The sequence below is a fragment of the Pseudomonas sp. PS02288 genome (assembly GCF_029959715.1).
In the GTDB taxonomy this organism is placed as follows: Bacteria; Pseudomonadota; Gammaproteobacteria; order Pseudomonadales; family Pseudomonadaceae; genus Pseudomonas_O; species Pseudomonas_O kuykendallii.
On record NZ_JASCPA010000080.1, the window covers coordinates 1 to 15,103 of the forward strand.

The following is a 15,103-nucleotide window of genomic DNA, read 5'->3' on the forward strand; positions in this document are numbered from 1 at the left end:
GCACCAGGTAGACGAACCACGACTTGGCTTCGCCAGCCGGCGCTTCGACCGCTTCGCTCACAGCCGCTCGGCGCTCGCGCGCACGTAGAGCGCGCGGCCGGCGCCCAGGCCGAACAGCGTGCCGACCAAAGCGATGGCGACGAAGATGATCCCCGACGCCGACCAGTTGCCGGTGAAGTCGTGCACCAGGCCCATGGCCAGCGGTCCCAAGGCGGCCAACGTATAGCCGACGCCCTGGGCCATGCCCGACAGGCTGGCGGCCACGTGCGCATCGCGCGAGCGCAGCACGATCAGCGCCAGACCGAGGCTGAAGGTGCCGCCCTGCCCCAGGCCGAGGATGACGATCCACAGCCACAGGCCGGACAGCGGCGCGTACAGGCAGCAGAGCAGCCCGCAGAGGGTCAGGCCCATCACCACCACCACGGCGGGACGCTGGTCCCTGCCGCGGGTGGCCAGCCAGGGCGTGCTCAGCGCGGTGATCAGCTGCACCAGTACCGAGGCCGACAGCATCAGCCCGGCCTGCACCGGCGTCAGCCCGCGGTCGATGAGGATCGACGGCAGCCAGCCGAAGACGATATAGGCCAGCGACGACTGCAAGCCCATGTAGAGGGTGACCTGCCAGGCCAGCGGGTCGCGCCACAAGCCGCTGACACGGTAAGCGACGTGCGCCACGGCGTGCCCGCGCCGCGCCTGCGGCAGCCAGACCAGCGCGGCCAGCAGCGGCGGCAGCGCCCAGAAGCCCAGCGCCAGGCTCCAGCTGCCGAAGGCATCGCGCAGCGGCACCGTGCTGCCAGCCGCCGTAGCCGCGCCGAGGCACAGGGCCATGGTGTACACACCGGTCATGCTGCCGGCCTGTTTCGGGAAGTCGCGCTTGACGATGCCCGGCAGCAGCACGCCGATAATGCCGATGCTGGCGCCGGCAAGCAGGCTGCCGGCGAACAGACCGGGCACCGCGAACAGGCTGCGCAGGACGATGCCGAAGGCGAGCAGCAGCAGGATGCCGAGGATCACCCGCTCGGCGCCGAAACGCCGGGCCAGGCGCGGCGCGAACGGCGCGAACAGGCCCAGGCAGAGCACTGGCAGGGTAGTCAGCAGCCCGGCTGCGGCGGCGGACAGGTGCAGGCTGGCGGACACTTCGCCCAGCAGCGGAGAAATGCTCGACAGCGCCGGGCGCAGGTTCAGCGCCACCAGCACCAGCCCGAACAGCAGGAACAGCGGATGGCGCAGCAGCGACGGCCGGGACACCGGCTCGTCGTCGGCCTCGGCGTCGATCAACAGATCGTTGAGGGGCGCGGGGGAACCCGTGTGCCGGTCGGGCAGCGGACGATCGTGATCAGGCATGTGCGGCTCGCTTCGCAATGGGCGACCGGTCCTGGCCGGTCCTTTATCGTGCTCCGCGAACGACGAACGTCGCCCAGCGGAGGGCGGAAAAGGATAGCCGGCTAAGAATTGCGGCACAACGGCGCATGCACCACCGGCAGGGGACCGATGCGCTGTTCGCGTCCATCTCGGTGCGCGCGACAGCGTCCGGCCGGCCCCTGGTAAAGCGGCATCCACGCCGCTCTCGTAGCGGTGCGCCATGCGTACCGAGACGATGTCCGCAAGCATGGCGGTGCGCGCGGCGCACCCTACGAGGTCCGGCCGATCCATGGCGAGATCGATTTCCACGCCGCTCGCCGTAGGGTGCGCCATGCGCACCAGAGGCGATGCCCGCACGCGTGGCGGTGCGCGCGGCGCACCCTACGAGGTCCGGCCGATCCATGGCGAGATCGATTTCCACGCCGCTCGCCGTAGGGTGCGCCATGCGCACCGGAGGCGATGCCCGCACGCGTGGCGGTGCGCGCGGCGCACCCTACGGAAGCTCGACCGCTCTCTGCCGAAGCTGGTATCCACACTGCTCGCCGTAGGGTGCGCCATGCGCACCGGCGATGTCCGCAAGCGTCGCGTCTAACGCAGCTGGATGCGTGCCGGACAGTTGCCGCGCAGCAGCGGCGTCAGGCTGGCGGCGGCGGGAAAGGCGTCCAGTCCCTCGCGGGTGATGCCGATCTCCACGCTGCTCAGCCAGGCACGCCCGTCGTGGACGTCGCAGACCAGCCTCAGCGAGTGGGTATCGCGGGTGCCGAACGCATCGCCATAGGCCCGGATCAGCTCGTTGCGTTGGATCTCCCGGCGCTCCGGCGTGGCTAGCAGTGCACCGAAGGACGACTGGCTGACGATGTCGAAAAGCTCGATGTTCTTCCTGAAGAAGGCGTCCTCGTCGAAGCCGAAGCAGGCCGCGTGCTTGACGTATTCGTGGCGTTCCAGGCAGCTCTGGGTGCCCGGCATGACCTGCTCGAGGCGCCCGCGTACGTCACTGCTCAGCGGCACCGGCGCCAGCGCGCAGAAGTTTTTTTCCGGCACCTTGCCGGTCACATGATCGCAGCCTTCGCGCCACCATTGCGGGGTGTCCATGCCCTCGGCCTTGAGCCGATCGGGCAGTGACGCCCAGAGCCCGTGCAAGGTCAGGCCAGCGCCCGGGCTGTCGCACTCCGGTGCGCCCCTCTGCCCGGCGCAATAGCCCGGATGCCAGCTCATGGCGAAGGTGTATTCGGAGAAGTCGCCCAGTTGGCCGGGCTGCAGCGCCCAGGCGGAAAAGCTGGCGAGCGGCCCCAGCAGAGCGACAAGAACGAAAGCGCTGAAACGGTGTGACATGGGCGGCCCCTGTTCCGCTGAGCGACCGTTTGGTGGAGCACCTTACACACAAGAATCGGACCGGCGCTCAGCCGCGTCCGGCGCGATAGGCCGCCAGCCCCTTGGCCGCCTGCCGGCGAATCACACCTTGCACCGGCGGCACCCAGCCGAGCAGCGCGCCGCGCGGGCCCAGCGCCTGGGCGGACCAACGCCAGAGGCTGAAGTGATCGCGATGCTCGACGATCAGCCCGTCGGCGAAGCGGAAGCGCGCCTGGATGTGGTTGCTTACCCGGCGACCGGTCTGGCTGAACAGGTAGTGCGCCACCCAGCGGGCACTGCCCTGCTGCGCGTCGGCCTCGACGCCGTCGAACGTCAGGCTGAAATCCTGCGCGCGGGCGCACAGCATCCGCCACATGTCGCCCGCGGCCACTCCCCGCAGATCGGTGAACACCGGGTCGGAGAAACGCACCTCGGGCGCGTAACAGGCCGCCATGGCCTCCGCGTCGCGCTGCTGGAACGCCTGGTAGAACTGGGTGATGAGCTGTGCGTTGGGGTGGCTCATGGAGGGACTCCGAAACGTTTCGACCCGCGCAGTGTGGCTGATTGCGCAGCATCGCCGTGATTGACGATAACGACAACGTTGTGTCAAAAATCGCCAACCTTGTTTCCCCGAGCCGCGCATGTTCCGAGTCGCCCTGATCGTCTGCCCACACACCGTCTGCTCCAGCCTGAGCATGGCCGACGATGCCTTTCGCCTGGCCGAACGCCTGGCTGGCGGCGGCCTGTTCGAGCTGTCGCGGGTCAGCGTGGACGGCCGCCCGGTGGATCTCGGCCTGATGCGGATCCAGGTCGATGGCGACCTGCGCCTGGCCGAATCCGCCGATCTGGTGGTGTTGCCGGCCAGCGGCAGCAACGTGAAGGCCGCGCTTGCCGGCAACGGGGCGCTGATCGACTGGTTGCGCCAGCGGCCGCCAGCGCAGCGCCTGGCGAGCCTGTGCAGCGGCGCCTTCCTGCTCGCGGAAGCGGGACAGCTCGACGGCCACCGGGCGACCACTCACTGGGCGCTTGAGGATGCCTTCCGCCAGCGCTTCCCCGCCGTCGAGCTGTGCATCGACCGGCTGCTCACCGAGGATGGCGCGCGTTTCTGCTCCGGCGGCGCGCAGGCCGGGCTCGACCTCTGCCTGCACCTGGTAGCCCGGCTCGGCGGCGAGGTGCTGGCGCAACGCCTCGCCAGCGCCCTGGTGGTCGACCGAGAGCGGGGCAACCAGTCGCGCTTCGTTCCGCTGCTGCCGGACGCCGCCGCTTACGAATCGCCGATGACCGCGCTGCTGGCCTGGCTGCGCGCGCATCACGCCGAGCCCATCGACCTCCAGCGCCTGGCCGAGCAGGCGCACTGTTCCCCGCGAACGCTGCTGCGCCGCTTCCGCCAGGCCACCGGGCTGACGCCCGCCGGCTACCTGCAGCGGCTGCGTATCGGCGTGGCCCAGGAGGCCCTGCGCAACCCGTCCCGCTCGCTGGAACAGGTGGCCGTGCAGGTCGGCTATGCGGACCGCGCAACCTTCGCCAAGCGTTTCAAACAGCTCTGCGGCGAAACACCCGGCGCTTTCCGCCGCCGCCTGGGCGCTCAGCCGCCCGCCACGCACTGAGCCCGTCGCGGACAAAAAAAGGGAGCCCGAAGGCTCCCTTTTTTACCGGCGAATCCTCAGTGCAGGATCTGCCCGAGGAACAGACGGGTACGTTCGTTCTGCGGATTGTCGAAGAAGGTGTTCGGCTCGGCCTGCTCGACGATCTCCCCCTTGTCCATGAAGATCACCCGGTTCGCCACGGTGCGGGCGAAGCCCATTTCGTGGGTCACGCAGAGCATGGTCATGCCGTCTTCGGCCAAGCCGATCATGGTGTCGAGCACTTCCTTGACCATCTCCGGATCGAGCGCCGAGGTCGGCTCGTCGAACAGCATGATCTTCGGCTTCATGCACAGCGCCCGGGCGATCGCCACGCGCTGTTGCTGGCCGCCGGAGAGCTGGCCGGGGAACTTGTTGGCCTGCTCGGGGATGCGCACGCGCTGCAGGTAGTGCATCGCGATTTCCTCGGCCTCCTTCTTCGGCATCTTGCGCACCCACATCGGTGCCAGGGTGCAGTTCTGCAGCACGGTGAGGTGCGGGAACAGGTTGAAGTGCTGGAACACCATGCCGACTTCGCTGCGGATCGTCTCGATCTGCTTGAGGTCGTTGGTCAGCTCGATACCGTCGACGATGATGCTGCCCTGCTGGTGTTCTTCCAGCCGGTTGATGCAGCGGATGGTGGTCGACTTGCCGGAACCGGAAGGCCCGCAGAGAACGATGCGCTCGCCCTGCTGCACGTTGAGGTTGATGTCCTTCAGCACATGGAACTGGCCGTACCACTTGTTCACGCCTTGCAGCTGGATGATCGGCTCGGCATTGGTTTGCAGGTTGGGTTGGTTCATCAGGGGCTCCTAACGCTTGTGGCCGGTGTTGAGCTTGTTCTCCAGGTGCATGGAGTAGCGCGACATGCCGAAACAGAAAATCCAGTAGACCAGGGCGGCGAACACGTAGCCCTCGGTGGACATCCCCAGCCACGCCGGGTCGGCCGTGGCGCGCTTGATGCTGTTGAGGAAGTCGAACAGGCCGATAATGATCACCAGGCTGGTGTCCTTGAACAGCGCGATGAAGGTGTTGACGATCCCGGGGATCACAAGTTTCAGCGCCTGCGGCAGGATCACCAGGCTCATGGTCCGCCAATAGCCGAGACCCATGGCGGCCGCGGCCTCGTACTGGCCCTTGGGAATCGCCTGCATGCCTCCGCGTACCACTTCGGCGATGTAGGCGGCCTCGAAGAAGATCACCATCACCATCGCGCGCAACAGCTTGTCGAGGTTCATGCCTTCAGGCAGGAACAGCGGCAGCATCACCGAGGACATGAACAGCACGGTGATCAGGGGCACGCCGCGCCAGAACTCGATGAAGGTCACGCTGAGCACCTTGATCGCCGGCATGTTGGAGCGCCGCCCCAGAGCCAGCAGGATACCCAGCGGCAAAGCGCCGGCGATGCCGACGGCGGCGATCACCACGGTCAGCATCAGGCCGCCCCACTGCGACGTGGGCACCTGCTGCAGGCCGAGGAAGCCGCCGTGCAGCAGCCAGTAGGCGAGGATCGGGTAGATCACCAGGAAGGCGATGCCGTATTTCGCCTTGAAGGCGAAACGCTTGAAGAACAGCGGCGCGGCACCGACGATCGCCAGGATCACCGTCAGATCGACGCGCCAGCGCAGTTCGGCCGGGTAGAAGCCGTACATGAACTGGCCGAAGCGGTCGCTGATGAAGACCCAGCAGGCGCCTTCGCGGCTGCAATCGGCGCGGGTGGTGCCGACCCAGTCGGCCTTGAAGATCGCCCACTCCAGCAACGGTGGAACGATCAGCCAGACGAGGTAGAGGCCGATCAGGGTGAGGATGGTGTTGAACACGCCGGAGAACAGGTTGGCCCGCATCCAGGCGATCGGCCCGAAGCTGAGCGCCGGTGGCGGCATGTCGGGCTTGAAGGTATGTGTGGTCATGGCAGCCCCTTACCGCTCGATCAGCGCGATGCGCTTGTTGTACCAGTTCATCAGCAGCGAAATGCTGATGCTGATGGCCAGGTAGACGCTCATGGTGATGGCCATGGTTTCGATTGCCTGACCGGTCTGGTTGAGCACCGTGCCGGAGAACAGCGAGACCATGTCCGGGTAGCCGATACCGGCCGCCAGCGAGGAGTTCTTCGCCAGGTTGAGATACTGGCTGGTGAGCGGCGGGATGATCACGCGCATGGCCTGCGGGATGATCACCAGGCGCAGCAGTTGCCCCGGACGCAGGCCCAGCGAACTGGCGGCCTCGGTCTGCCCGTGGCTGACCGACTGGATGCCCGCGCGCACGGTTTCACCGATGAACGCCGCGGTATAGATCGACAGCGCGAGGACGATGGACACCAACTCCGGGATCATCACCCAGCCGCCACGGAAGTTGAAACCCTGCAGCACCGGCACTTCCCAGTGCAGCGGCAGGCCGGCGACCAGCATGGTCAGGCCCGGCAGCACGACGATCAGCGCCAGGCTGGTCAGCGCCGCGGGGAACCGCTGGCCGGTCGCATGCCGACGCGCCTTGGCCCAGCGCCACAGAGCGACGATCCCGACCAGCGCCACCAGGACCGACAGCACGAACGGCCAGAAGGCCTCGGCGGCCACCGGCGCCGGCATCTGCAGGCCGCGGTTGTTGACGAAGAACAGGTCACCGAAGTTGAGGCTCTGGCGCGGGCTCGGCAGCGGGGCGAGCACGGCGAAGTACCAGAAGAAGATCTGCAGCAGCGGCGGGATATTGCGGAAGGTCTCGATATAGACCGTGGCGAGCTTGCGGATCAGCCAGTTGGGCGACAACCGCGCGACGCCGAGGATGAAGCCGAGCACGGTGGCGAGGACGATACCGACCACCGACACCAGCAATGTATTGAGCAGGCCGACGAAGAACACCCGGCCATAGGTATCGGCCTCGGTGTAGTCGATCAGGTGCTGGGAAATGCCGAACCCGGCACTGTTGCCGAGGAATCCGAAACCGGAAGTGATACCGCGGTGTTCCAGGTTGGTCTGCGCGTTATCGAACAGGTACCAGCCGAAGCTGACCACGAGAATGACGGCGAGTATCTGGAAAACCCACGCACGTACCTGGGGATCGGTCCAGACCGAACCACGCCGGCGCGGCGCTTGTGCTGTGTTTTGCATAGGAGCCCTCTTTGAAGTCCAACGCCCACGAGGTGTGGGCGTCAGGCTTCATCTGGTCAGAACGAACCAGCCCGCACGAGGCGGGCTGGGGCGACGGTCAGCGCACCGGCGGTGCGTATTGCAGACCACCTTTGTTCCACAGGGCGTTGAGGCCACGCTCGATCTTCAGCTCGCTGCCGGCACCGACGTTGCGATCGAAGACTTCACCATAGTTGCCGACTTCCTTGACGATCTTGACGACCCAGTCCTTCGGCAGCTTCAGGTCCTTGCCGAATTCGCCTTCGGTGCCCAGCAGGCGGCCGACGTCCGGATTCTTGGTGGACTTGGCCATCTCTTCGACGTTCTTCGAGGTGATGCCCATTTCTTCGGCGTTGACCATGGCGAAGAGCGTCCAGCGAACGATGTCGAACCATTCCTCGTCACCCTGACGAACGGATGGGCCGAGCGGCTCCTTGGAGATGACTTCCGGCAGAACGACGTAGTCGTCCGGCGCGGCCAGCTTGATGCGCTGTGCGTACAGCTGCGACTGGTCGGAGGTCAGCACGTCGCAACGGCCGGACTCGACCGACTTGGCGCTCTCGTCGGAGGTGTCGTAGGTGATGGGGGTGTATTTCAGGTTGTTGGCGCGGAAGTAGTCCGACAGGTTCAGCTCGGTGGTGGTACCGGCCTGGATGCAGACGGTAGCGCCGTCGAGTTCCTTGGCACTGGAAACGCCGAGCTTCTTGTTCACCAGGAAGCCCTGGCCGTCGTAGTAGGTCACGCCAGTGAAGTTCAGGCCCATCGCGGCATCGCGCGAGCTGGTCCAGGTGGTGTTGCGCGAGAGCACGTCGACTTCCCCGGACTGCAGCGCGGTGAAGCGCTCCTTGGCGGTCAGCGGGCTGAACTTGACCTTGCTCGCATCACCGAAAACGGCAGCGGCGACCGCGCGGCAGACATCCACGTCGATCCCTTTGTACTGGCCTTTGGCGTCGGCATAGGAGAAGCCCGGCAGACCGTCGCTGATACCGCACTGGACGAAGCCTTTCTTCTGTACCGCATCGAGGGTAGCGCCGGCTTGCGCGAAGCTGCTAACACCGAGTACCGCTGCCGTGGTGAGCACAGCGAGAGTGGATTTCACCATCTTCATCAAAACCTCCAATTGCCTTTGTTGTGTCGGAGTCTCGGTCGCTCACCGCACCCTTGTGGGGCTTACCGCCCTGACGAGCAGGACGGCCGGTTGCGGACCTGGGCCCGGACGATGCGGCGGGCGATCCTGCCGGCGCTCATCCAGGAGTTGCCTGCTGATCAAAGCGGGCGGGAGACGTAACGAGCCAAGCGTAGCGCCTTGCGGCACACGGCATGACGGGGAACCTGTTCTACGTGGGTTGGCGACGACGTTGCGGTACAGTTGTTACCGTTACAGTCGCTGCGATCTGATTAGCAAAGCGCGTACCAAACCACTGGAAAAGCTCGATAAAATTGGGTCAATACCAAAACTTCCAGCGGTGCGACATCTTCTTTCCTGAATAGCCTGCGGACGCAACGACCAAGGCACTAAAAACGTGCCATAGCACCAAATTGGAGCATACATGAGCGAAGCATTGATTCTTAACCCCACACATCAGGCCGACGCGTGCGTAATCTGGTTGCATGGATTGGGCGCGGACCGCTACGACTTCGAGCCGGTCGCGCTTGCACTACAGCAGCGCATGGACACCCTGCGTTTCGTGCTGCCACAGGCGCCGACTCAGCCGGTGACCATCAACAACGGCTACGCGATGCCCAGCTGGTACGACATCCTCGCCATCAGCGGCGAATCGCGGGCCATCGATCGCGACCAGATGGAGCGCTCAGCGCAACGCGTGATCGACCTGGTCGAGGCACAGCGCGATGACGGCATCGACCCGCGGCGCATCTTCCTCGCCGGTTTCTCCCAAGGCGGCGCCGTGGTGCAGCACACGGCCTTCCTGCGCTGGGCCGGTCCGCTGGGGGGCGTGCTGGCGCTGTCGACCTACGCGCCCACCTTCAGCGACGCGCTCGAGTTCAACGAGACGCAGCAGAACCTGCCGGTGCTCTGCCTGCACGGACGCCACGACGATGTGGTGCCGCCTGCCCTGGGCCGCGCCGCCCACGACTTCCTCGCCGCGCGCGGCATTCCGGTTCAGTGGAAGGACTACCCGATGGCCCACGCGGTGGTGCCCGAAGAAATCATGGACATCGCCACCTGGCTGGCGGAACGTCTGAAGTGAGCGTCGCGGGCTTTCACTGAGCAGTCGCAACGGGCGGGGCACGGGCCGGCTATATTCAGATCGTTACTGGCACTTTGCCCCAGGAATACTGTCCATTCCCCGACGCTCGCCAAACGACAGGAAGCTTGCAATGCCCGCAGCGCCCGCCCTCGCCAACCACCCGACCGGATGCCCGGCATGAAGACGATGCCGTGGCAGGCCGACCTGCCAACGCTGCGCCAACTGGAACTGCTGGAGAACGTCAGCGACGAGGTGCTGCAGTCGATAAGCGGTGAATTCGAACTCTGCGAACTGGATACCGGCGAGATCCTGCTCTCGCCGTTCAACCCCAACGCCTACCTTTATCTGATCCTCGAGGGTCAGCTGAAGCTCTACCTCGGCTCGCTGGACAACCAGTCGGTGATCAGCCTGCTTCCCGGCGAATGCGCCGGCGAAATAAGCGTGATCGACCGCCAGCCGCCCTCCGCCTACATCGTCGCCGAGTGCAGGTGCCGGCTCCTGCGCCTGCCGCGCCAGACGCTGTTCGGGCTGATCTCCCACTCGCCGCAAGCCATGGAGAAACTGCTGGAAACGCTCTGCGGCAGGGTCCGCCGCGGCAACAGCATCATTCTCGACACCGAGCAGAACGCCAACGTCGACACCCTCACCGGGCTGTTCAACCGGCGCTGGCTTGAACACGTCTACGAGCGCGAAAGCACCCGCTGTGCCTTCAACGATCAGGACCTCTGCATGCTCATGCTCGATGTCGATCACTTCAAGGCCTACAACGACAAGTTCGGCCACCTGGCGGGCGACTACGCCCTCTGCCTGGTGTCCCACACCCTGCGCAACCAGTTGCGACCCAAGGACAGCATGGTGCGTTTCGGCGGTGAGGAGTTCGTCATCCTGCTCCCCGAGATGAGCCGCGACGAAGCCCGCGGGATCGGCGAGCGCCTGCGTCAGAGCCTCGAGCAGATCAACACTTTCTATTCCCCGGTCGGCGTTCTGCCCGGCGTCACTGTGTCCATCGGGCTCGGCCAGATGGAAGCCGGCGACACCCTGAAAAGCCTCATCTCCCGCGCCGACACCGCGCTCTACCAGGCCAAGCAGCAGGGTCGCAACCGCCTCTGCGGCTGAGCCCGCGGCCGCCGCACCTCCCCCGGGCGCCCGCCCTCCGCGGCGTTTCGCCCTGCGGGCTTCTTGCTTTACACTGCCAGGCGTTCATTCCATAACCAAACTGACGAGATCACCGTGCTCAAAGCACTCAAGAAAATGTTCGGCAAAGCCGAAGAGTCCGTCACTGGCGGCGTATCCAGCCCAACCGCCTCCCCTTCCAGCGCCGATCGTGGCCTGCCGTCCTTCCAGAACCAACCCGCTGCCGAGCGTGAAAGCACGCCGAGCCGCCCCGCCGCAGAGGCCGAGAAGCCCTCCGAGCGCAAACCCGCCCGTGCGCGCCGCGAGCGCAGCGCCAAGGCCCCGGTGGGGGACAACTGGACCCTCGCCGACTTCCAGGTCGAGCCGGCCGAAGGCAAGACCCGCTTCCACGACTTCAAGCTCGATCCGCGCCTGATGCACGCCATCCACGACCTCGGTTTTCCCTACTGCACGCCGATCCAGGCGCAGGTGCTGGGTTTCACCCTCAAGGGCCAGGACGCCATCGGCCGCGCCCAGACCGGTACCGGAAAGACCGCCGCCTTCCTCATCTCGATCATCACCCAGTTGCTGCAGACCCCGCCGCCCAAGGAACGCTACATGGGCGAGCCGCGCGCGCTGATCATCGCGCCGACCCGCGAGCTGGTGGTGCAGATCGCCAAGGATGCGGCGGCGCTGACCAAATACAGCGGTCTCAACGTGATGACCTTCGTCGGCGGCATGGACTTCGACAAGCAGCTCAAGCAACTCGAGGCCCGCTACTGCGACATCCTGGTGGCGACGCCGGGGCGCCTGCTGGACTTCAACCAGCGTGGCGAAGTGCATCTGGACATGGTCGAGGTGATGGTGCTCGACGAAGCCGACCGCATGCTCGACATGGGCTTCATCCCGCAGGTGCGGCAGATCATCCGGCAGACGCCGATGAAGGGCGAACGCCAGACCCTGCTGTTCTCCGCCACCTTCACCGAAGACGTGATGAACCTCGCCAAGCAGTGGACCACGGAGCCGGCGATTGTCGAGATCGAACCGGAAACCGTCGCCAGCGACAACGTCGAGCAGCACGTCTACGCGGTCGCCGGCAGCGACAAGTACAAGCTGCTGTACAACCTCATCACGCAGAACGACTGGGTGCGGGTGATGGTCTTCGCCAACCGCAAGGACGAAGTGCGGCGCATCGAGGAGCGCCTGACCCGTGACGGCATCAGCGCCGCGCAGATGTCCGGCGACGTGCCGCAGCACAAGCGCATCCGCACCCTGGAAGACTTCCGCGAAGGCAAGATCCGCGTGATGGTCGCCACCGATGTCGCCGGCCGTGGCATCCACGTCGATGCCATCAGCCACGTGATCAACTTCACCCTGCCGGAAGACCCGGACGACTACGTGCACCGCATCGGCCGTACCGGCCGCGCCGGCGCCAGCGGCACCTCGATCAGCTTCGCCGGCGAGGACGACGCCTTCGCCCTGCCGCCGATCGAAGAACTGATGGGCCGCAAGATCACCTGCGAAATGCCGCCGGACGAGTTGCTCAAGCCGGTGCCGCGCAAGCACTGATCGCCGACGAAGAAACGGAGCCCCAGGGCTCCGTTTTTCGTTCCGGCGCCGCTCATGCCCGCCTGGCAAAGCGAAGCGCGCTCCGCCAGACTCGCTCATCGCCTCCAGGGAACGACGCCATGACCGAGCGCTTCGACGCCGCCGACCTCACCCGCGCCGTGCAGGCCGGTATCCTCCAGCCTGGCCAGGAGCAGGCGCTGCTGGCCTTCCTGCGCCGTCAGCAACCGGACCAGCCGAGCTTCCAGCTCGCCCACGTCGCCTACTACTTCGGCGCCGTGCTGATCATCGGCGCGCTCGGCTGGCTGCTCACCGAGGCGTGGATGCGCATCGGCGAGATCGCCCTGCTGCTGATCGCCATCGCCTACATGGCGCTGTTCACCCTCTGCGGCCTGGGCCTCTGGCGCCGCGGCCTGCAGATTCCCGGCGGGCTGCTCGGCGCGGTGGCGGTGAGCCTGACGCCGCTGGCGGTGTTCGCCCTGCAGCGCCTGCTCGGCTGGTGGCCGGAGGACGACGGGCTCGGCGATTACCACGACTACTACGTCTACGTGCGTGGCGGCTGGCTCGGCATGGAGGTGGCGACCGTGCTGGCCGGGCTGCTGATGCTGCGCCTGCTGCCCTTTCCGTTCATCGTCATGCCGCTGGCGGTGGCGCTGTGGTTCATGTCGATGGACCTGACAGACCTGCTCTACGGCACGGACTTCAGCTGGGAACAGCGGCGCTGGGTGTCGCTCTGGTTCGGCCTGGCGCTGATTCTCGCCAGCCTGCTGGTGGACGGGCGAACCCGGCGCGACTTCGCCTTCTGGGGCTACTTCGCCGGCCTGCTGGCGTTCTGGGGCGGACTGACCCTGATGGACAGCGGCAGCGAGCTGGGCAAGGCCTTCTACTGCCTGATCAACCTGTCCCTGATGGGCATCGCGGTGGCCCTGCGCCGGCCGCTGTTCATGGTCTTCGGCGCGCTCGGCGTGGCGGCCTACCTGGGCTACCTGTCGCACCGGGTGTTCGCCGACTCCCTGCTGTTCCCGATCGTGCTGACGCTGATCGGCATCGGTTTGATCGGCATCGGCGTCGCCTATCAGAAACGCCGCGAGACCCTGACGGAAAACCTGCGCCAGGCGCTGCCGAAAGGCCTGCTGGCGTTGCTTCCCGCCCTGCGACGCTGACGCGGATCATCATGGGTAATCAGGCGAGGGCTACGCTGAAAGTACGCCAACGCTTGGCGGGAGGCTTCGCCATGGACAACTTCCACCTCATGATTTCCCTTCTGGTCGCAGGATTCCTGCTGCTCGGCATCGGCTTCACCTTCCGCGAGAAGGAATGGGGCGTCTGGATGACCGGCGCCGGCGGCCTGTCGATGCTCGCGCCGATCGCCCTGGGCATCTACATCGGCCTCAACTGAAGCAGCCGGCCGCATCTCGGGGTCGGGGCAAGCCGTGCAGGGGACCCGAACGGATCAACCGCAACCCGGCCGACACTGGCTCTCCCAGCGCGCGGCGGCATCCTCGTCGCTGGCGCGCCCTTCCACCCAGCGCGGGCCCTCGGTGGTGTCTTCCTTCTTCCAGAACGGCGCGCGGGTCTTCAGGTAGTCCATGACGAAATCGCAGGCGGCGAACGCGGCCTGGCGGTGGGCGCTGGCGGTGCCGACGAAGACGATCGGCTCGCCCGGTTGCAGCGGGCCGACCCGGTGCAGCACGTCGACGCGCAGCAGCGGCCAGCGCCGCTCGGCCTCGGCGACGATCTTCGCCAGGGCCTTCTCGGTCATGCCGGGCGCGTGCTCGAGGAACATCCCCGCCACCTCACGGCCGTCGTTGAAATCGCGCACGTAGCCGACGAAGCCGACCACCGCGCCGATACCGACATTCGCCGCATGCAGCGCGTTGAGTTCGGCGCCGGGATCGAAAGCTGCCGCCTGCACGCGAATCGCCATCTCAGCCTCCGGTGACGGTGGGGAAAAAGGCGACCTGATCGCCGTCCTGCAGCGGCTCGGCGAGGCTGCACAGCTCGTCGTTACGCGCGCACATCAGGTTGCGCTCGGCGAGCACGTCCCAGGCGCCACCGCGCGCCAGCAACACCTGACGCAGGTCGTCGAGGCAGGCGAAGCGCGTGTCCCAGGGCAGCTGCTCGCTGTCCAGGCCGAGGCTTTCGCGGTAGCGGGCGAAGTACTGCACGCGGATCATCAGGCCTCCCCGGCGACGAAGTGGCCGCTCTTGCCGCCAAGTTTCTCCAGCAGGCGGATGCCCTCGATGAGCATGCCGCGGTCCACCGCCTTGCACATGTCGTAGATCGTCAGCGCGGCGACGCTGGCGGCGGTGAGCGCCTCCATTTCCACACCGGTCTGTCCGGCCAGCCTGCAGCGGGCGACGATGCGCACGCTGTCGTCGCCCTCGGCGCTCAGCTCGACCTTGACGCTGGTGAGCATCAACGGGTGGCACAACGGGATCAGCTCGGAGGTCTTCTTCGCCGCCTGGATGCCGGCAATGCGCGCGACGGCGAATACGTCGCCCTTGGGGTGGCCGCCTTGCTGGATCATCGCCAGGGTGGCGGGGAGCATGCGCACCCGCGCTTCGGCGGTGGCTTCGCGCGAGGTCACCGCCTTTTCGGTGACGTCGACCATGTTGGCGCGGCCTTGGGAATCGAGGTGGGTCAGCATGGGAGTCGTCCGCCGTTGAAAGCCGGCAGTTTACAACGAAGGTGCGTCGGGGGGGGGGGCGCCGGGGGCCCCCCCCCCGGGGGGGGGGCCCCCCCCGGGGGGGGGGGGGGG

The 15,103-nt window shown here is 66.4% G+C and carries 16 protein-coding genes; 6 read left to right on the top strand and 10 right to left on the bottom strand.

Annotation, left to right across the window (positions count from 1 at the left end; genetic code table 11):
* Positions 1–57: 57 nt before the first annotated feature.
* From QMX85_RS21635 to QMX85_RS21645, 3 genes are all read right to left on the bottom strand, one after another.
* A complete protein-coding gene (locus QMX85_RS21635; protein WP_282344357.1) occupies positions 58–1,341 on the bottom strand; it encodes a CynX/NimT family MFS transporter in 1,284 nt (427 codons plus the stop codon).
* A gap of 606 nt (positions 1,342–1,947) precedes the next feature.
* Positions 1,948–2,691 (bottom strand): hypothetical protein, encoded by a 744-nt coding sequence (locus QMX85_RS21640; RefSeq protein ID WP_282344358.1) that lies wholly within the window; start codon positions 2,689–2,691, stop codon positions 1,948–1,950.
* A 67-nt stretch (positions 2,692–2,758) separates the two neighbouring features.
* Positions 2,759–3,232, bottom strand: a complete 474-nt coding sequence (locus tag QMX85_RS21645) for a nuclear transport factor 2 family protein (protein WP_282344359.1) — start codon at positions 3,230–3,232, stop codon at positions 2,759–2,761.
* A gap of 118 nt (positions 3,233–3,350) precedes the next feature.
* Between QMX85_RS21645 and QMX85_RS21650 the strand changes: the two genes are divergently transcribed.
* Entirely contained in the window at positions 3,351–4,316 is a 966-nt protein-coding gene (locus tag QMX85_RS21650) for a helix-turn-helix domain-containing protein (RefSeq protein WP_282344360.1), read from the top strand.
* A 56-nt stretch (positions 4,317–4,372) separates the two neighbouring features.
* On the opposite strand, the gene QMX85_RS21655 is transcribed toward QMX85_RS21650, so the two are convergent.
* From QMX85_RS21655 to QMX85_RS21670, 4 genes are all read right to left on the bottom strand, one after another.
* Complete coding sequence (locus QMX85_RS21655; RefSeq protein WP_090226996.1) at positions 4,373–5,134, bottom strand: amino acid ABC transporter ATP-binding protein; 762 nt, start codon at positions 5,132–5,134, stop codon at positions 4,373–4,375.
* A gap of 9 nt (positions 5,135–5,143) precedes the next feature.
* The gene (locus tag QMX85_RS21660; RefSeq protein WP_282344361.1) at positions 5,144–6,241 is read right to left on the bottom strand and encodes an amino acid ABC transporter permease; all 1,098 of its coding nucleotides are present in this window, start codon (positions 6,239–6,241) and stop codon (positions 5,144–5,146) included.
* 9 nt (positions 6,242–6,250) lie between these two features.
* Positions 6,251–7,435, bottom strand: coding sequence for an amino acid ABC transporter permease (locus QMX85_RS21665; protein WP_282344362.1), 1,185 nt, complete (start codon positions 7,433–7,435; stop codon positions 6,251–6,253).
* A 97-nt stretch (positions 7,436–7,532) separates the two neighbouring features.
* On the bottom strand, positions 7,533–8,561 hold the full coding sequence (locus QMX85_RS21670; RefSeq protein ID WP_282344363.1) for an amino acid ABC transporter substrate-binding protein: 1,029 nt from the start codon (positions 8,559–8,561) through the stop codon (positions 7,533–7,535).
* Between the two features lie 442 nt (positions 8,562–9,003).
* Here QMX85_RS21670 and QMX85_RS21675 point away from each other — a divergent pair, with 442 nt between their 5' ends.
* The 5 genes from QMX85_RS21675 (at position 9,004) to QMX85_RS21695 (ending at position 13,741) form a co-directional block, all read left to right on the top strand.
* Entirely contained in the window at positions 9,004–9,663 is a 660-nt protein-coding gene (locus QMX85_RS21675; protein ID WP_282344364.1) for an alpha/beta fold hydrolase, read from the top strand.
* A gap of 177 nt (positions 9,664–9,840) precedes the next feature.
* On the top strand, positions 9,841–10,779 hold the full coding sequence (locus QMX85_RS21680) for a GGDEF domain-containing protein (protein WP_282344366.1): 939 nt from the start codon (positions 9,841–9,843) through the stop codon (positions 10,777–10,779).
* 114 nt (positions 10,780–10,893) lie between these two features.
* Entirely contained in the window at positions 10,894–12,345 is a 1,452-nt protein-coding gene (gene rhlB, locus QMX85_RS21685) for an ATP-dependent RNA helicase RhlB (RefSeq protein WP_282344368.1), read from the top strand.
* Positions 12,346–12,464: 119 nt separating this feature from the next.
* On the top strand, positions 12,465–13,505 hold the full coding sequence (locus QMX85_RS21690) for a DUF2157 domain-containing protein (protein ID WP_282344369.1): 1,041 nt from the start codon (positions 12,465–12,467) through the stop codon (positions 13,503–13,505).
* A 71-nt stretch (positions 13,506–13,576) separates the two neighbouring features.
* Positions 13,577–13,741 carry a hypothetical protein gene (locus QMX85_RS21695; RefSeq protein ID WP_175534325.1) on the top strand — a complete coding sequence of 55 codons (165 nt, stop codon included), beginning with the start codon at positions 13,577–13,579 and terminating at the stop codon, positions 13,739–13,741.
* Between the two features lie 54 nt (positions 13,742–13,795).
* Here the strand turns inward: QMX85_RS21695 and moaE are convergent, their stop codons facing one another.
* The 3 genes from moaE to moaC are packed head-to-tail and all read right to left on the bottom strand — an operon-like array spanning position 13,796 to position 14,992.
* The gene (gene moaE / locus QMX85_RS21700) at positions 13,796–14,269 is read right to left on the bottom strand and encodes a molybdopterin synthase catalytic subunit MoaE (protein ID WP_282344371.1); all 474 of its coding nucleotides are present in this window, start codon (positions 14,267–14,269) and stop codon (positions 13,796–13,798) included.
* 1 nt (position 14,270) lies between these two features.
* Positions 14,271–14,519, bottom strand: coding sequence for a MoaD/ThiS family protein (locus tag QMX85_RS21705; protein ID WP_090226976.1), 249 nt, complete (start codon positions 14,517–14,519; stop codon positions 14,271–14,273).
* Complete coding sequence (moaC, locus tag QMX85_RS21710) at positions 14,519–14,992, bottom strand: cyclic pyranopterin monophosphate synthase MoaC (protein WP_090226974.1); 474 nt, start codon at positions 14,990–14,992, stop codon at positions 14,519–14,521. Before moaC ends, QMX85_RS21705 begins: the two co-directional genes overlap by 1 nt.
* Between the last annotated feature and the right edge of the window lie 111 nt (positions 14,993–15,103).